Below are 16,746 nucleotides of genomic sequence, written 5' to 3'. Positions count from 1 at the left end.
GCACACGCCCGGCGCACCGGCACGCTGAGCCGACCAGCCAGATATAACCGGACATAACGCACATAGTTGCTACGTTGCCCGGCATGACCACAGCGACGGTCACACGCCGGGGCCGCCGGGGCGTCGAACTGAGCCTCCTCGTCTGCGCCGTCCTCATCTGCGTCTGCGGCTATGTCACCGTGGGGCTGGCCAGAGACCACCGGGTGCCGCCCGACGTCGCCGGATATGGCGCGGGCCTCGGCGTGCTGGCGCTCCTCGCCCATCTCGCCGTACGGCTGCGCGCCCGCTGGGCCGATCCGCTGCTGCTGCCCATCGCGGTCCTCCTCAACGGCCTGGGCCTGGTGCTGATCTACCGGCTCGACCTCTCCACGCCCGGGGAGCGGGCCGCCCCCGCCCAGCTGGTGTGGTCCACGCTCGGCGTGACGCTGTTCATCGTGGTCGTCGTCCTGCTGCGCGACCACCGGGTGCTCCAGCGGTACGCCTATCTCTTTGTCGTCGCAGCCCTCGCCCTGCTGACCGTGCCGATCTTCTTCCCCGCCGTGAACGGGGCGAGGATCTGGATCCGCATCGGCGGGCTGTCCTTCCAGCCCGGCGAGTTCGCCAAGATCCTGCTCGCCGTCTTCTTCGCCGCGTATCTGGCGGCCAACCGCCAGGCGCTCGCCTGCACCGGCCGCCGCGTCTGGCGGCTGCAGCTCCCCGTCGGACGGGTCCTCGGCCCGCTGGCGGCGATCTGGCTGCTGAGCGTCGGGGTGCTGATCCTGGAGCGCGATCTGGGCACCTCGCTGCTCTTCTTCGGACTCTTCGTGATCATGCTCTATGTGGCGACCGGGCGCACCGGCTGGGTGGCGGCGGGGCTGCTGCTGGCCGGGGCGGGGGCGTTCGCGGTCGGCACGCTGGAGCCGCATGTGCACGGCCGGGTGGAGGACTGGCTGGACCCCTTCGCCAGCATCGCGGCGGGCCGCGGGCCCGGCCAGCTCGCCCAGTCGCTGTTCTCCTTCGCGGCGGGCGGCATGCTGGGCACGGGCCTCGGTCTGGGCCACTCCCCCCTCATCGGCTTCGCCGCCAAGTCGGACTTCATCCTGGCCACGGCGGGCGAGGAGCTCGGGCTCGCCGGGCTGACGGCGATCTTTCTGCTGTACGCCCTGATGACGGCCCGCGGCTATGGCGCCGGGCTCGCCCTGCGTGACTGCTTCGGACGGCTGCTCGCCGTCGGGTGCTCCTCGATCCTGGCGCTCCAGGTGTTCGTCATCGCGGGCGGGGTGATGGGGCTGATTCCGCTGACCGGCATGGCGATGCCGTTCCTCGCGCAGGGCGGTTCGTCCGTCGTCACCAACTGGATCATCGTGGCGCTGCTGATCCGGGTCAGCGACTCGGCCCGCGCGCCGGACCCCGAAGCCGTGCCAGACCCCGAAGCCGTGCCAGACCCCGAACCCATGGCGCAGGGCGGCCTTGCCGCGCCGACGCCGCCCACCGCCGCCGCCGAGGAGAGCCGGTGATCCCCTGTATCCGGCGCGCCGCCGCGCTGCTTCTGCTGCTGCTTCTCGCCCTGCTGGCCAACGCCGTCCGGGTGCAGGTGATCGAAGCGGACGCCCTTGACTCCAACCCGGCCAACCGACGCCCGGCGATCTCCCGCTATGCGCAGCCGCGCGGCGACATCCTGGCCGGCGGAAAGCCCGTGACCGGCTCCGAGGACACCGGGGAGCAGCTCCGCTTCGAACGCACCTACGCGGACGGGCCGCTGTACGCCCCGGTGACCGGGTACGCCTCGCAGACGTACGGCACCTCGCTCCTGGAGGAGGCGGAGGACGCACTGCTGTCCGGCACGGACCCGGCCCTCGCCCCACTGCCCTTCCTCGGCGACATCAGCCGCTCCCGCCCGCCCGGCGGGAACGTCGTCACCGCCATCAGTCCTTCGATGCAGCGGGCCGCCTTCGAGGGCCTCGACGGGCGGCGGGGCGCGGTGGCCGCGCTGGAACCGGCGACGGGCCGCATCCTGGCGCTGGTGAGCAGTCCCTCGTACGACCCCGGGGCGCTGTCCGGCACGGGGACGAAGGTCCGTGACGCCTGGGCGGAGCTGACCGCGGACGACGCCGAGCCGATGCTCAACCGGGCGATCCGGCAGACATATCCGCCCGGCTCGACCTTCAAGGTCGTCACGGCCGCCGCGGCGCTGGAGGCGGGTGTGGTGACCGACGCCGAGGCCCCGACCCGCACCCCGGAGCCGTATACGCTGCCCGGCACGGCGACCGTGCTCCCCAACGAGGCGGTGGGCTGCGAGGACGCCTCGCTCGCCTATGCGGTCCAGTGGTCGTGCAACACGGTCATGGCGGAACTCGGGGTGCGGGTGGGGCTGGCGGGGATGCTGGACGCGGTGGCGGCGTTCGGTTTCAACGACGGCGCGCTGCGCATCCCCTCGCAGGTCGCGCGGTCGAACTTTGACACGGATATGACGGAGGACCAGCTCGCGCTGTCCGCCATCGGGCAGTTCGACACCAGGGCAACGCCGCTGCAGATGGCCATGGTCGCCGCTGCGGTCGCCAACGGCGGCGAGGTGATGCGCCCTTATCTGGTGGACCGGGTGACGGAGGCGGACGGCGACCTCGTCTTCCGCGCCGCGCACCGCACCGGTCCAAGCGCTTACCGGACGGCCATGAGCCCCGCGACGGCGCAGGTCATGCGGCGGCTGATGGTGACCGTGGTGGAGGAGGGCACCGGCCACAACGCGGCGATCGAGGGCGCGACGGTGGGCGGCAAGACGGGCACGGCCCAGCATGGCGTGGGCAATGCGGGCACCCCGTACGCGTGGTTCATCGCCTGGGCCCAGGCGGACGGCGCGGCCCGGCCGGCGGTGGCGGTCGCGGTGGTGGTCGAGGACGCCTCGGCCTACCGCGAGGACATCAGCGGCGACAGGATCGCCGCCCCCATCGCCCGGAAGGTGCTGGAGGCGGCGCTCAAGGGCTGATCAGTCGGTCTTCCGGGGCCTGGGCCTGCGAAGGGAGGTGAGGTCGATCTCCAGCGGGAACGGGCGGTCCAGCCTGAGCTGCTTGCGGAAGACGCCAGCGGGCATGTACGCGCCGGTGCGGCGGTCGAGTTCGAAGGCGTAGACGACGGGCTCGCCGTCCTCCTCCTCCACCCGCCAGTAGTGCCGGATGCCGTACAGCGCGTACTTGCGGGGCTTGGTCTCGCTGTCACGCTCTTCGGAGTCCTCGGAGACGATCTCCACTGCGAGGAGGATGTCCTCGGGGGCGTACCAGGTCTGCTTCACATCGGTCAGGGCGCTGAACGGCACCACCATCAGATCGGGCTCAGGCCGGTCCCGCTTGCTCAGCTTTATGGTCATCTCGCGGATCACTTCGAGATCCTCAGGCACCTGCCTCAGCAGGGCGTTCTCCAACAGGCGCATGGCCGCCATGTGGAAGTACGTCTGAGGACTCATAAAGACGAGGCTCCCGTCGATCAGCTCCGTGTGCGGAGGAAGATTGGGAAGCCTGTCGAGATCGTCCGCCGTCCAGCCGCCTTCCGGCGGGACAGGCCACTTGTGGTCCTCATCCAGCCCGTAGTCGCGTACGGCGCTCATGGTTGCTCCCATGCGACGGAGTCTGACTGACACTGCCAGCGTACCCAGGGAATACAGCTCAGCACCCCTCGCACGAGCGAACGACGCGCTCGCATTGACGGGGACGCGTTCAGACGGCCCCGTTCCCGTCCGTGCCGTCCGCACCGCCCGAGCTGCCCGCCGCCTCCGCGATCGTGTCCCGGACCTCCTGAACGCGGTCCCGCTCCTCCGCGGCGAAGCGTTCCTCGTCGAGGCGGTCGGCGATCTCCTCGTCCTGGGTCATCAGCTGGTCCAGGCTGGCGTCGCCCAGGTCGAAGACGCCCATGTCGACATAGGCCTTCTGCAGCCGCTCACCCCACAGCCCGATGTCCTTCACACAGGGCACGATCCGGCTGAACAGCAGCTTCCGGAAGAGCTGGAGATACTCCGAGCGCTCCGACAGCTCCGCCGCCTCCTGCTTCGGGATGCCGAAGTTCTCCAGGACCTCGACCCCGCGGAGCCGGTCCCGCATCAGATAGCAGCCCTCGATGACGAACTCCTCGCGCTCCCGCAGCTCCGCATCGCCGAGCTGCCGGTAGTAGTCGCGCAGCGCCATCCGCCCGAAGGCGACATGCCGGGCCTCGTCCTGCATCACATACGCGAGGATCTGCTTGGGCAGCGGCCGGTTCGTGGTGTCGCGGATCATGCCGAAGGCGGCCAGTGCGAGCCCCTCGATCAGCACCTGCATGCCCAGGTACGGCATATCCCAGCGGGAGTCGCGCAGGGTGTCGCCGAGCAGCCCCTGGAGATTGTCGTTGATCGGGTACAGCAGTCCGATCTTCTCGTGCAGAAAGCGGGCGTAGATCTCGGCGTGCCGGGCCTCGTCCATGGTCTGGGTCGCGGAGTAGAACTTGGCGTCGAGGTCCGGCACCGACTCCACGATCCGCGCCGCGCACACCATCGCGCCCTGCTCCCCGTGCAGAAACTGGCTGAACTGCCAGGAGCAGTAATGGCGGCGCAGCTCGCCCTTGTCCCGCTCCGTCAGCTTGGACCAGTGACGCGAGCCGTAGAGCGTCATCGCCTCGTCGGGGGTGCCGAGCGGATTGTGCGGATCGACCTCCAGCTCCCAGTCGATCCGCTTGACGCCGTCCCACTGCTTGTCCTTGCCCTTCTGGTACAGCGCGAGGAGGCGCTCGCGCCCGTCTCCGTACTCCCAGTTGAAGCGCGCGGCGCCCGATGCCGGGATCTCCCAGAGGGGGTCCCCGGGAGCACGGACGTAATGCCGATACGAAGAAGACGGGGCGGACGGGGCGGACGGGGCGGACCGGGAGGTCGGGGCGGGTTCTGCCGACGCTGTCACGGACGGCTCCTTCGTCTGATGACCCGTACTGATGACCCATGCACACGTACAACAGTGGACTGTTGGCAGACTCACACGCTGATAGACGGTTCGTCAACAAGTGGCGCGCAGGGGATTGACGGTCTTGCTGACAAGCAGTCTCATAACCCCATGACCTCCACGCCGACCACCCCGACCACGCCGACCGTGACCGATCGCGGCATACAGGTCCTCCGCGACGCCCTCGGCCCGCTGCGGGACCGCGAGCAGGTCGCCGCGCGCCTGCTCGAATCCTCCGCGAAGCACTCCTTCGACCCCGACAAGGAACTCGACTGGGACGCGCCGCTGGAGGACGGCCAGTGGTTCTGGCCGCCTGAGCTGCTCTCCCTCTACGGCACCCCGCTGTGGCACCGGATGTCCGAGGAACAGCGGATCGAGCTGTCGAAGCACGAGGCGGCGTCACTCGCCTCGCTCGGCATCTGGTTTGAGATCATCCTGATGCAGCTGCTGGTGCGCCATATCTACGACAAGCCCGTGACCAGCAATCACGTCCGTTATGCTCTGACCGAGATCGCGGACGAGTGCCGGCACTCGATGATGTTCGCCCGGATGATCCAGAAGAGCGGGGCGCCCGCCTACCCCGTGCCGCGGCTCTACCACAACCTCGCGCGCGTGCTGAAGACCATCTCGACGACCCCCGGTTCGTTCGCGGCCACGCTGCTCGGCGAGGAGATCCTCGACTGGATGCAGCGGCTCACCTTCCCGGACGACCGCATCCAGACCCTGGTGCGCGGCGTCACCCGGATCCATGTGGTGGAGGAGGCGCGCCATGTGCGGTACGCGCGCGAGGAGCTGCGCCGCCAGATGGTCACCGCCCCCCGCTGGGAGCGGCATCTGACCCAGGTCAGCTGTGGGGAGGCGGCGCGCGTCTTCTCCGTCTGCTTCGTCAACCCCCAGGTGTACGAGAACGTAGGCCTGGACCGCAGGGAGGCCGTCGCGCAGGTCAGGGCCAGCGGGCACCGCAGGGAGGTCATGCAGACCGGGGCGAAGCGGCTGACCGACTTCCTCGACGACGTCGGAGTGCTGAACGGCCTGGGCCGCAGGCTCTGGAAGAGCTCCGGGCTGCTGGCGTAGGGGTGGCGACCGGTGGCCGTCGGGCAGTGGCCGACGGGTGGCGGCCGACGGGTGGCGGCCGACGGGCAGTGGCCGACGGGTGGGTGCTCGACTGCCGGGCGCACACGGTACGGGGCTACGCTGCCGCCATGACCAGTCCCGCTCGCGTTCCGGCCAAGGCCGCGGCCCAGGCCCCCGCGCCGTCCCGCGCGTACCGGCGGCTCAGCGTCGAGGAGCGCCGCACCCAGCTGCTCGACGCGGCGCTGAACCTCTTCGCGCACCGGGCGCCGGACGACATCTCACTCGACGATGTGGCCGAGGCGGCCGGGGTCTCGCGGCCACTCGTCTACCGGTACTTCCCGGGCGGCAAGCAGCAGCTGTACGAGACGGCGCTGCGCTCCGCCGCCGACGAGCTGGAGATCTGCTTCGCGGAGCCGCAGTCCGGGCCGCCGACCGAACGGCTGGCGAGGGTGCTCGACCGCTATCTCGACTTCGTCGACGAGCACGACGCCGGATTCAGCGCGCTGCTGCGCGGCGGGAGCGTCGCCGAGACCTCCCGGGCGACCGCGATCGTCGATGAGGTGCGGCGCGAGGCGGCCGAGCAGATCCTGATACACCTGGGCGCCGAGCGGCCCGGCCCACGGCTGGCGATGCTGGTGCGCACCTGGATCGCGGCGGTCGAGGCGGCGTCGCTGATCTGGCTCGACGAGGGCAAGCAGCCACCCGCCGAGCAACTGCGGGACTGGCTCGTCGACCATCTCGTCGCCCTGCTCACGGCCACGGCGGCGACGGACCCGGAGACGGCCCGGGCCGTGCGCGGCCTGCTGGCGCTGGAGCGCCCGGACGGCCCTGTGGGACGGCTGGCGCGCGGTGTGCTGCCGGTGGTCAGTGAAGCAGCGCACTTGCTGTGAGACTGGTGCGGTGAAGAGCGAGAACACCCCCTTCGTCGGCGGGCCGCTGGACGGCCGCGTGCTGCCCGTGCTGGTCGGGCCCACGGGACATCCGCCGAAGTGGTACCAGGTGCCCGTGCCGGACGACGCGGGCGGGCCGCCCACGGTGTACGCGTACAAGCGCGTGCCCGCGGGCTACAGCAAACGGCTGGGGCTCCAGCGCGGCTGGCAGTACGAATACGCACCCGGCGGCCGGGAACGGCGCGAGCTGAAGTGGCCGTGGTCAAAGCCGAAGGCCCCGCCGGCGGACGCGTCCCGCGCGGACGAGTGACCTGATTGCCCCGAATCGCCCACCGGAGCGGCGCACGGGCCTGACCGGTCCGATGATCGGCCTCGTCGGTTCCCCGCAACGGAGGTGATGAGGTGTCAGTCTGCGGAGTGCGGCGGTCGCTGAGTGTCCTGGGTGCGCTGGCGCTGTCCCTGGCGTGGGCTCCGCCTCCGCCGGCGGCGGCCGACCCCCCGGAGTCCGTCGCCGAGCTGCTGACGGAGCTTCAGTCGCTGTACCGACAAGCCGAGGAGGCGACCGGGACCTATCGGGACACCTCCGTACAGCTGCGCACGCAGCAGGCCGAGACCGCGCGGCTGGACCGCGCGCTGGCCAAGGCCCGCAACGCGTACGCGGCGAGCCGGGACGAGGCGGGACGGCTGGCGCGGGCGCAGTACCAGGGCGGCTCCGAGCTGTCGTCGTATCTCCGGCTCCTGCTGGCCCGCCATCCGCAGTCGGCACTGGACCAGGGCCATCTGATGGACCGTGCCGCACGGAACCGGATGGCCGCGATGAAGCGGCTGGAGGCGGGCGCGGACCGGGCGAAGACACTTGCCGCGGCGGCCCGCAAGGCACTGGACCGGGAGCAGGTCCTGGAGGCGGAACGCAAGGAGGCGCAGGAAGAGGCGGCGACGCGGCTGAAGGACGTCGAGGAGCGGCTCGCCGCCCTCTCGGCGGAGGAGCTCACCGCGCTGGCGGCGCTGGAGGGCGAGCGGTCGGGAACCGAGTCGGCGCAGGCGGAGCTGATGGCGTCCGGCGTGCTGGACGGGGAGCGCACGCCGTCCGAGGGCGGCGGCGAGGCGCTGCGGTATGCGGTGGACCAGATCGGCAAGCCGTACGAGTGGGGGGCACAGGGGCCTCACGCCTACGACTGCTCGGGGCTGACGTCGCAGGCGTGGGAGGCGGCGGGGCGGGAGATCCCCCGGACGTCGCAGGAGCAGTGGCGTACGCTGCCGAGGGTGCCGCTGGAGGCGCTGCGGCCGGGGGATCTGGTCGTGTACTTTCCCGGCGCCACGCATGTCGCGCTGTACCTGGGCGACGGCCTGGTGATCCAGGCCCCGCGGCCGGGCACGCGCGTCAAGGTCTCGCCCCTGGCGGCCAACCCGCTGCTGGGCGCGGTGCGCCCGGACCCGGGCGAACCGGCGCGGGAGGCGTTCACGCGGCCGGAGCTTCCGGCTGATGCGATGGCGGGGCCGGATGCGGGGTTCAACCCGGCGTGACCGTACCGCGCACGGTGCCTTCCCCCCACCCACCCGCCCACCAAGCGGGGGCTCCGCCCCCGCACCCCCGACCTGCCCGGCCCTCCGCGCGGGCCCGTGCCGCCCCGCCCCGGCAGGCACCGGGGCGACCGGCGATTGGGGCGGAGCCCCTGGTTTCAGGGTGGTTTCGGGGTGGGTCCACCACGCCCTCCCAGGCGTAGGGGGACCCCCCATTTCCAGGAACTGGGGGCTCCGCCCCCAGACCCCCCTTCGGAGGAGGGGCTGCGGGGCTGGCGCCCCGCGGCCCCCCCCTCTGGCAGGCGGCAGCTTCGCGCCGCCGCCCCCGGTACGGCCTGAAGGCCGTGTCCGCAAACTCCCCCAGCTACCTCCCCCAGACTCCTCCCCCAGACTCCGTCCGGGGGTACCCCCACGGAGGTGCCCCCAACGGGCTTAATTTGGCTGCGCCAAATCCCAGCCCGCCTGGCGTTGGAAGCGCATGTCCAGCCTCGCCGGCGATTGAGGCGCGGGGGTCCGGGGGCGGAGCCCCCGCACGGGTTCTGGGGCTTCAGCCCCAGTTACGGGAAGTGGGGGTCCCCGCACGCCCCCAGGGCGTAGGGGGAGGGGTGGGGGAAAGACCCACCGGCCGCCGCCTACTGGGCCGCCGCCCCCTCCAGCAGCGCCTCCGTCTTCTCCGGATCGTAGAAGTAGTTCTCGAAGTCCGCGGGGTCGTTGAAGCCGTTCGCGAACCGGTCCGCGACCGCCGGCAGGCCCCCCGCCGCGCCGATGAGGTTGAGGACGTGCTCCGGCGGGGCGCCCAGCATGGCGTTGGTCCACTTGGTGACGTGCCGCGCGGTGTCCCAGTACGCGTCGAACGTCGCCCGCATCCAGGCCTCGTCGAAGGGCTCCTCGCCCCGCTCCACGATGGCGGCGAGGTAGGCGGCCGCGCACTTGGACGCCGAGTTGGAGCCCTGGCCGGTGATGGGGTCGTTGGCGACGACCACATCGGCTACGCCGAGGACGAGGCCGCCTCCGGGCAGCCGTCCGACGGGGTTGCGGACGGTCGGGGCGTACCGCCCGGCCAGGGTGCCGTTCGCGTCGGTCAGTTCGGCCTTCGTCGCCCGTGCGTGCTCCCACGGGGTGAAGCGCTCCATCAGCTTGAGGGTGAGCGACAGATGCTCGGCGGGGTCCTTGACGCCGGAGAAGACGTCCAGCGGCCCGCCGGGGATGCCCTCCCAGAACAGGATGTCGGCCCGCCCGCTCGTCGTCAGCGTCGGCATGATGAAGAGTTCGCCCACGCCGGGCACCAGATTGCAGCGCACCGCGTCGAAGCCGGGGTGTTCCGGCCGCGGGCCGAGGCCGTGGACATAGGCGACGGCCAGTGCGCGCTGGGGCTCGGTGTACGGGGAGCGCTCCGCGTCCCGGCCGAACATCGACACCAGTTCGCCCTTGCCCGCCGCGACGAGTACCAGGTCGTAGGTGCGGGAGAAGTAGTCCAGGTCGGAGACTGCCGCGCCGTGGATGACCAGCTGTCCGCCGCGCTGCGCGAACGTCTCCATCCAGCCGGCCATCTTGACCCGCTGGTCGACGGACTGGGCGTAGCCGTCCAGCCGCCCCACCCAGTCGATGGGCCGCGCGCCCTCCGGCCCGGCGACGGAGACGCCGAGGCCCTCGATCTTCGGGGCCTGGGACTCCCAGAAGTTGAGGCCGAGGTCCCGCTCGTGCTGCAGCGCCGTGTGGAACATGCACTGCGTGGACATGACCCGACCGGTCCTGATCTCGTCCGCGGTGCGGTTGGACATCAGGGTGACCTCGTACCCCTGTGCCTGCAGCCCCAGCGCGAGCTGCAGCCCGGACTGCCCGGCCCCGACTATCAGAATCTTCCGCATAGACCTGTCCCTCGTCCCTTTCACTGCGTGGGGCTATTCGGGGGTGGCGTCCAGCGCCTGCGCGACCAGCGCAAGCAGCGACTCGACCACCGTGACCCGCTTGCGCGCATCCATGATCAGAACCGGTACGTGCGGCGGCACGGTCAGCGCCTCCCGCACATCCTCCGCCTCGTAGGAGGCGGTCCCCTCGAAGTGGTTCACGGCGACCACGTACGGCAGTCCGCAGCTCTCGAAGTAGTCGAGCGCAGGGAAGCAGTCCGACAGCCGCCGGGTGTCGGCCATCACGACCGCGCCGATGGCGCCGCGCACCAGGTCGTCCCACATGAACCAGAAGCGCTGCTGGCCTGGCGTGCCGAACAGATACAGGACCAGGTCCTCGTCCAGAGTGATCCGGCCGAAGTCCATGGCCACCGTGGTGGTCAGCTTCTCCGGCGTCGCGGACAGGTCGTCCGTGTCCTCGCTGGCCTGCGTCATCAGCGCCTCGGTCTGCAGCGGAGTGATCTCCGAGACCGAGCCGACGAAGGTGGTCTTGCCGACGCCGAAGCCGCCCGCGACCACGATCTTCGCCGCCGTCGGGGCCCGGGTCAGATCCAGCTGCCAGGCCTGCGCGCCGTCTTCGGGCTGCGGGCGCCGGTCCGGCCGCGGGCCGTCGGCGTCGGCCGCCGCTGTGTCGCGGGGGCCGGCCTCGGGGTGGGAGCGGGCGGGGAGCGTGTCAGAGGCGGCGGAGTCCACTCAGCACCCTTTCGAGCAGCGCGCGGTCGGGTCTGCCGGGCCCGTGCCCGGTCCCGTACACACGGATCTTTCCCTGGTCGGCCAGGTCGCTCAGCAGCACCCGGACGACGCCCAGCGGCATCTTCAGCAGCGCTGAGATCTCGGCGACGGTACGCATACGGCGGCACAGCTCGACGATCGCGCGCAGTTCGGGCATGACGCGGGTGGCGAGGCTGCCGTTGGGGAGTTCCTTGCGGTCGGGCGGCGCGTCGAGCGCGGCGACGAACGTCTCGACGAGCAGGACATGGCCGAAGCGGGTGCGGCCGCCGGTGAGCGAGTACGGGCGGACACGGGCCGGGCGGCTGCCCGCGCCGCGCACGGGAAGGCCGGGAAGGGGCGTCGGCGTCATCGAGCGGCCTCCCTCTCCGCGCGGCCGGGGCCGGCTCCATGGCGGCCGGGGCCGGCCGCCATGGACTTGCGCAGTTCGCTGCGGAGTTCGGGGGTGAGCACATGGCCGGCCCGGCCGACGAACATCGCCATGTGGTAGGCGACGACGCTCATGTCGCAGTCGGGGGCCGCGTGCACGCCGAGCAGCGAGCCGTCGCTGATGGACATCACGAAGACGCTGCCCTCCTGCATGGCGACCATGGTCTGTTTGACCTGGCCGCCGTCCATCAGCTTCGCCGCGCCGACGGTGAGGCTGGCGAGGCCGGAGACGATGGTGGCGAGGTCCGCGCTGGAGCCCCTGGGGCCCTTGGGGCGGGGGGCGGCGGGGGCCGCGTTCTCGCCGGGGTCCGAGGAGAGCAGCAGGAGCCCGTCGGACGAGACGACGGCGACGGAGCGCACCCCTGGCACCTCCTCGACGAGATTGCCCAGCAACCAGTGCAGATTGCGGGCTTCCTTGCTCAGGGCGAACGTGCCGGTCGCAGTCAACTGCGTGCCTCCTCGACTGTGTCCCCCGATTCTTCTTCTGGCGCCTCATCCGTGGTTGTCGTCGCGGTTGTCGCCGCGCTCGCTTCGATCTCGGCCGCGGCGTCCCGGCGGCCGTCCTTCGCACCCTGCTGGAAGCCGCCGAGCCTGCGGCGGAGGTCTTCCGCGTCCACGCTCTGGGTCCGGTCGGCGTCGGCCGCGGCGGTCTGGACGGACTGCGGGACGCGCTTGGGCAGTCCCTTGTCCGTGAGCCGATACGAAGACTCCGGCTCCGGCTCAGGCACCGGGTCGGCCTCCGCGAGCGGCCCCGGCGCCAGCTCCGGCTCCGATCCTGGCTCCGATTCCGACACGGGCTCCGGCGCGCGGGCGGGCTCCGGCAGCCGGATCTCCACCGTCTCCTGGTCCACCAGGTCAGGCGTCCGCTCGTGCGTCGCCTCCCTGGAGTCCCGCGGCTCCACGGCACGGCGCGGACTCGTCGGCAGCGCATTGGAGTTGGCCTCGGCCTGCGAACCCGGCAGCTGCACGGCGGGGGCGGCAGCGGCGACCGGAGCCTGTCCCTCAGGCAGCAGCGCCTGCGGAAGGACGACCACCGCCGTGATGCCCCCCTGCTTGTGCTCGCGCAGCTGGACCCGTACGCCGTGCCGAGCGGCCAGCAGCGCGGCGACCCGCAGGCCGAGCCCCTCGCCCTCGTCGTCGCCGGGCCCGTTCTCGTACGGCTCCGGGTCCGCCAGGCGCGCGTTCAGCTCCTCCATGCGGGCGGGCGTCATCCCGATGCCCGCGTCCTGCACGGAGAGCATGACCTCGCCGTTCTGCAGCAGCCAGCCCGACAGCTCGACGCCGGCGTCGGGCGGGGAGAAGGAGGTGGCGTTCTCCAGCAGTTCCGCGACGAGATGGCTCACATCGTCCGCGGCGAACCCGGCGACCCGGGTGTGCGGGGGCACGGACTGGATGACAACCCGCTCGTAACGCTCGATCTCGCTGACCGCGGCGCGCAGCACATCGACGAGCGGCACCGGCCCCGGGTGGCCGTGGCCGTGTTCGGCCCCGGCCAGGACGAGGAGGTTCTCGCTGTGGCGGCGCATGACCGTGGCCATGTGGTCGAGCTTGAAGAAGGTGGCGAGCCGCTCGGGGTCCTGCTCGCGCTCCTCCAGCTTCTCGATGACGGAGAGCTGACGGTCGACGAGCCCGAGGTTGCGCAGCGAGAGATTGACGAAGGTGTGCTTGACGGTGCGGCGCAGCCGGAGCAGTTCGGCTGAGATCTCGCCGGTGCGCTCCTGGAGTTCGGCTCGGGCGGCGGCCAGTTCGGCGGTGAGGGCGTCGCGCTCGCGGGCCAGGTCGACGCGTTCCGCGACGCCTGCGGCCTGTTCGCCGTCGAGCCGCCGTACGCGCGCGGAGAGCTCGCGCAGCTTGCCGTGCAGGGTGTTCAGGGACCGTACGACCTGCGCGAATTCATCGTTGCGGCCGGTGAAGCGCACCGGCTCTGCCGTCTCGGGCGCGGGAGCGTCGGCGAGCCGCGCGGCCCCGATGCGCACCGCGGCGAGCGGGCGGGTCAGCGTCCGGGCGATGGCGGCGCATGCGCCGACGGTCAGGACGATCACCCCGCCGAGGAGCGCGATACGCAGCTCCAGCGCGGTGACGTCGTCGTCGCGCAGCTCCTCGAACCGCTCGACCTGGTCGGTGGCGAGGGACGACTCGACGCCGCGCATCTGCTCGATGCGCGCGGTGAGCGCGGCGGCGACGTCCTCGGGGTTCGTCTCCAGGTCGGTCTCGCTCAGCGCCGGCCGGCCGGCGAGACGGGCGAGATGCCCCTCCGCGGCCTTGACCTCCGGCCCGCTGACGGTCGCGGCGAGCGAGTCACGGGCCTCCTTTCCGGCGGCCTGGTCGAAGTCGGCGAGGGCGGCCAGCTCCCGGACCCGGGCCTGCTGGGCGGCGGCGCTGAGCGCGTCGCGTGCCTGGTCGTCGGCGTCGGGCTCGTCGCTCTGCACCGGCAGGCCGGTGACGGGGTCGAGCGTCGGGGTGCTCTCCTCGCGGGGCACGGCGAGCGCGGCGAGCAGCAGTCCGCGGGTGGCGCCGGCCTGTTCGACCGCCCGGCCGAGGGCGGCGGGCGCGCGGGGGGTTTCGGCGGCGCGGGCAGGGGTCTTGTCGGCCAGTTCGCCGGCGAGGGCCTGGAGGCCCGCGATGATCTGGGTGTAGGCCCGGTGGGCGTCCTCCGCGGAGCCCTTGCCGGTGAGCGCGGTGCGGCGTACGGAGGTCAGGGCGGCCAGCTCGCGGCCCAGCTCCTCGTGGTCGCCGGTGAGTTCGCCGCGGATTTCCTCGATCTGCCGGTCGACGCGGGCGCGGTGGTCGTCGGATGCCTTTTGCCGCTCGCCGCCGCTGTCGCCGTTGTCACCGGACTCTTCGCCGGACCGGTCCTCGCGGCCGGCCGCGATGTACACGGTGACGTCGTCCCGCTCGTCCGCGAGGGAGTGCGCCAGGGTGACGGCCTGGCGGTTGAGTGCGGCCAGGGTGGCCAGCCGCTGGGACTCGGTCAGCCGGTCGGCGGCGGCGAGGACGCCGGGCGCGCCGGCCCCGGCGACGGCGAGGGTGATGACGGCGACGCCCGCGACGAGACGGCGGCGGACGCGCACGTGGCGGCCACGGCCGACGGGGACGTCGGCGACGTCGGGGCTTGTGCCGCCCTGGTCCGGGGTGACGCCCGGCTCCGGCCTGCCGCCGTTGTCCTGAGGCCGCTTCTTCTGCACCGGTGCTCGCAATCCTGCTTGACTCGTCCACCCATGAAGCAGAGATGACGACCGGTCACACGCGAGATCCCACCCCTGGCACGGTTGACGACCATTCCAGCGCACTTGGGAGGGAGGCGCGCATCGGCCGCTCCGCCACCTGAACGAGTGAACAACACTCGGGAGTTGGCGAACAACTCGCCCGTGCGGCCGCATCGAGGCCGTACGGCACGTTGGCTGGATCTTCCGCGTAACCTTTGGAAAGATGCCCGCCCGCATTCCCGGCGAGCCGGCCTTGGGAAGCCGCGGCAAGCGTCTGACCTGCAGGTATGGACCAATGGCGCAAACCGGCAGACCCTGCGGAGGCGTCATGAAGGTCCGCTGCGCGACTCGTGCAGACTTGAGATCATGCGCTTTGAACTCGCCACCTCCCCCGGCGCGCCCGAACGCCCCAATGAGGACTGGGCTTCTGCGGCCCTTCCCGCCACTGGCCGGGGCGGCACGCTGGTGCTGCTGGACGGCGTGACGCCGCCCGCGGGGGGAGACGGCTGTGTACACGGCGTGCCGTGGTTCACGGCCCGGCTCGGCGGGGCGCTGGTCGAACTGTCCGGTTCACGGCGGGATCTGACGCTGACCGCGATCCTGGCGGAGGCAATCCGGCGCACCGCGGACTCCCACCGCCAAACCTGTGACCTTTCTCACGTGCGTACGCCCCAGGCGACCGCGGTGCTGGTGCGCTGGGGCGGCCCGGCGGACCCCGTGGAGCATCTGGTGCTGTCCGATTCGACGCTGCTGCTGCAGGCCCCGGACGGCGCGGTGCGGGCGGTGCTCGACGACCGGCTCGACCGGCTGCCCCGCGAGGCCCTGCGCACCCACGCCTCGGCGGACGCGCTGCGGAACGCGGAGGGCGGCTTCTTCACCGCCGCGGCCGACCCCGCCGTCGCGGAGCGCGCGGTGACCGGCAGCACCCCGCGGGCGCGGGTGCGGGCGGTCGCGGCGCTGACGGACGGCGCGTCCCGCTGGGTCGACATGTTCCAGGAGGGCGACTGGAGCGCGTGTATGGCCGTGCTCCGGAAGGAGGGGCCGCAGGGCCTGATCGACCGGGTTCGGGCGCTGGAGACCTCCGCGGCGGAGCAGCGCACGCAGGTCATCCGCTGGAAGCTCCACGACGACGCGACGGCGGCCATCGCGGAGCTGTAGCCGCGAACCGGCGGATCCGCGCAGACGCGCGACGGCGCGACGGCGCGACCGCGGTGACGACGGCCCGGCGCGACGCGCGGCCGTTGACGTAGGACACGGCCGCCGCACGGCGATGCGTTCCCGCGTGACGCGGCGCGGTCCGCATGACACGCCCCCCGTCGGCGTACGGACACGGCCGCCGCCCAACCGCACGTACCCGCATGACGGGGCACAGCCCGACGCTGCCGCGACCGGCGCCAACGACGCGCCCCCACACGACACGCCACCCTCGGCCGTACGACACGACCGCCGCGCGGTCACGCGCACCCGCGTGACGAGGCGCGGGCCGGGCGACGCGGCGTGGGCCGCGCAAGGCGGCTCCGCGTGGTGCTCGGGCGTCAGCTTTCCGCGCGCTTGTTGAGCTGGTGCAGCAGGCGGGCCAGCTCTGCGACCTCGCCGGGGTCCCAGCCGGCGAGCTTGCGCACATAGCGGTCGCGGCGGGCGTCCCGGACCCGGCGGAAGCGGTCCAGGCCCTCGTCCGTCAGCCGGACGAGGGAGGCGCGGCCGTCGGCGGGGTCGGGTTCGCGGGTGACCAGGCCGAGGTGTTCCAGGGCGCGCAGCTGCCGGCTCATCGTGGCCTTGCCCACGCCGAAGTAGCCCGCCAGCTCGGTGGCCCGCTGCTCCCCCGCCTCCTCCAGCCGTACGAGCAGCCCATAGGCGGCGGGTTCCAGCTCGGGGTGCACCTCGCGCGCCATCTCGCCGGAGGACGCCCGGGCCCGGCGGAGGAAGACGGCCAGTTCCCGCTCCAGGGCCAGGAATTCGCGGTCGGCCTCATCACCCGTACCACCGCCCATGCCCTCGCCCGCGCCACTGTCCGTGCCGCTGTCGTCCGTACTGTTGTCGTGCACGTCGGCGCTCC

The 16,746-nt window shown here is 72.1% G+C and carries 15 protein-coding genes; 7 read left to right on the top strand and 8 right to left on the bottom strand.

All coding sequences use genetic code 11. The features are described from left to right. Positions 1 to 83 precede the first annotated feature (83 nt). Positions 84 to 1,496 carry an FtsW/RodA/SpoVE family cell cycle protein gene (locus OF819_RS19485; protein WP_267244863.1) on the top strand — a complete coding sequence of 471 codons (1,413 nt, stop codon included), beginning with the start codon at positions 84 to 86 and terminating at the stop codon, positions 1,494 to 1,496. Beyond that, entirely contained in the window at positions 1,493 to 2,962 is a 1,470-nt protein-coding gene (locus OF819_RS19480) for a penicillin-binding transpeptidase domain-containing protein (protein WP_267244862.1), read from the top strand. Before OF819_RS19485 ends, OF819_RS19480 begins: the two co-directional genes overlap by 4 nt. Here the strand turns inward: OF819_RS19480 and OF819_RS19475 are convergent, their stop codons facing one another. Then, a complete protein-coding gene (locus OF819_RS19475; protein ID WP_416370576.1) occupies positions 2,963 to 3,589 on the bottom strand; it encodes a Uma2 family endonuclease in 627 nt (208 codons plus the stop codon). Positions 3,590 to 3,686: 97 nt separating this feature from the next. Continuing rightward, entirely contained in the window at positions 3,687 to 4,781 is a 1,095-nt protein-coding gene (locus tag OF819_RS19470) for a ferritin-like domain-containing protein (protein WP_267244928.1), read from the bottom strand. A gap of 264 nt (positions 4,782 to 5,045) precedes the next feature. Here OF819_RS19470 and OF819_RS19465 point away from each other — a divergent pair, with 264 nt between their 5' ends. From OF819_RS19465 to OF819_RS19450, 4 genes are all read left to right on the top strand, one after another. Next, complete coding sequence (locus OF819_RS19465) at positions 5,046 to 6,008, top strand: AurF N-oxygenase family protein (protein ID WP_267244861.1); 963 nt, start codon at positions 5,046 to 5,048, stop codon at positions 6,006 to 6,008. Positions 6,009 to 6,136: 128 nt separating this feature from the next. After that, positions 6,137 to 6,898: a TetR/AcrR family transcriptional regulator gene (locus tag OF819_RS19460; RefSeq protein WP_267244860.1), complete on the top strand. Its 762-nt coding sequence runs from the start codon at positions 6,137 to 6,139 to the stop codon at positions 6,896 to 6,898. A gap of 10 nt (positions 6,899 to 6,908) precedes the next feature. Further along, positions 6,909 to 7,208 (top strand): hypothetical protein, encoded by a 300-nt coding sequence (locus OF819_RS19455; RefSeq protein ID WP_267244859.1) that lies wholly within the window; start codon positions 6,909 to 6,911, stop codon positions 7,206 to 7,208. A 92-nt stretch (positions 7,209 to 7,300) separates the two neighbouring features. After that, a complete protein-coding gene (locus OF819_RS19450) occupies positions 7,301 to 8,422 on the top strand; it encodes a C40 family peptidase (protein WP_267244858.1) in 1,122 nt (373 codons plus the stop codon). A gap of 629 nt (positions 8,423 to 9,051) precedes the next feature. Here OF819_RS19450 and OF819_RS19445 read toward each other — a convergent pair. From OF819_RS19445 to OF819_RS19425, 5 genes are read right to left on the bottom strand one after another with little or no spacing between them, the layout of a single operon-like run. Further along, positions 9,052 to 10,287, bottom strand: coding sequence for a styrene monooxygenase/indole monooxygenase family protein (locus OF819_RS19445; RefSeq protein ID WP_267244857.1), 1,236 nt, complete (start codon positions 10,285 to 10,287; stop codon positions 9,052 to 9,054). 33 nt (positions 10,288 to 10,320) lie between these two features. Further along, a complete protein-coding gene (locus OF819_RS19440) occupies positions 10,321 to 11,019 on the bottom strand; it encodes an ATP/GTP-binding protein (RefSeq protein ID WP_267244856.1) in 699 nt (232 codons plus the stop codon). After that, positions 11,000 to 11,407, bottom strand: coding sequence for a DUF742 domain-containing protein (locus tag OF819_RS19435; RefSeq protein ID WP_267244855.1), 408 nt, complete (start codon positions 11,405 to 11,407; stop codon positions 11,000 to 11,002). Before OF819_RS19435 ends, OF819_RS19440 begins: the two co-directional genes overlap by 20 nt. Further along, positions 11,404 to 11,931 (bottom strand): roadblock/LC7 domain-containing protein, encoded by a 528-nt coding sequence (locus OF819_RS19430; RefSeq protein WP_267244854.1) that lies wholly within the window; start codon positions 11,929 to 11,931, stop codon positions 11,404 to 11,406. Before OF819_RS19430 ends, OF819_RS19435 begins: the two co-directional genes overlap by 4 nt. After that, positions 11,928 to 14,669 (bottom strand): nitrate- and nitrite sensing domain-containing protein, encoded by a 2,742-nt coding sequence (locus tag OF819_RS19425; RefSeq protein ID WP_267244853.1) that lies wholly within the window; start codon positions 14,667 to 14,669, stop codon positions 11,928 to 11,930. The genes OF819_RS19430 and OF819_RS19425 overlap by 4 nt, the downstream gene beginning before the upstream one ends. 387 nt (positions 14,670 to 15,056) lie before the next feature. On the opposite strand from OF819_RS19425, the gene OF819_RS19420 reads away from it, so the two are divergent. Beyond that, entirely contained in the window at positions 15,057 to 15,848 is a 792-nt protein-coding gene (locus tag OF819_RS19420) for a hypothetical protein (RefSeq protein ID WP_267244852.1), read from the top strand. A 377-nt stretch (positions 15,849 to 16,225) separates the two neighbouring features. On the opposite strand, the gene OF819_RS19415 is transcribed toward OF819_RS19420, so the two are convergent. Further along, positions 16,226 to 16,681, bottom strand: a complete 456-nt coding sequence (locus tag OF819_RS19415) for a MarR family winged helix-turn-helix transcriptional regulator (RefSeq protein ID WP_267244927.1) — start codon at positions 16,679 to 16,681, stop codon at positions 16,226 to 16,228. Positions 16,682 to 16,746 lie beyond the last annotated feature (65 nt).

Origin of the sequence: Streptomyces sp. PR69 (assembly GCF_026420845.1) — a bacterium.
Taxonomy (GTDB): Bacteria; Actinomycetota; Actinomycetes; order Streptomycetales; family Streptomycetaceae; genus Streptomyces.
The sequence above is the reverse complement of the archived record's forward strand: the minus strand, read 5'-3'. Positions and strand labels throughout refer to the sequence as shown.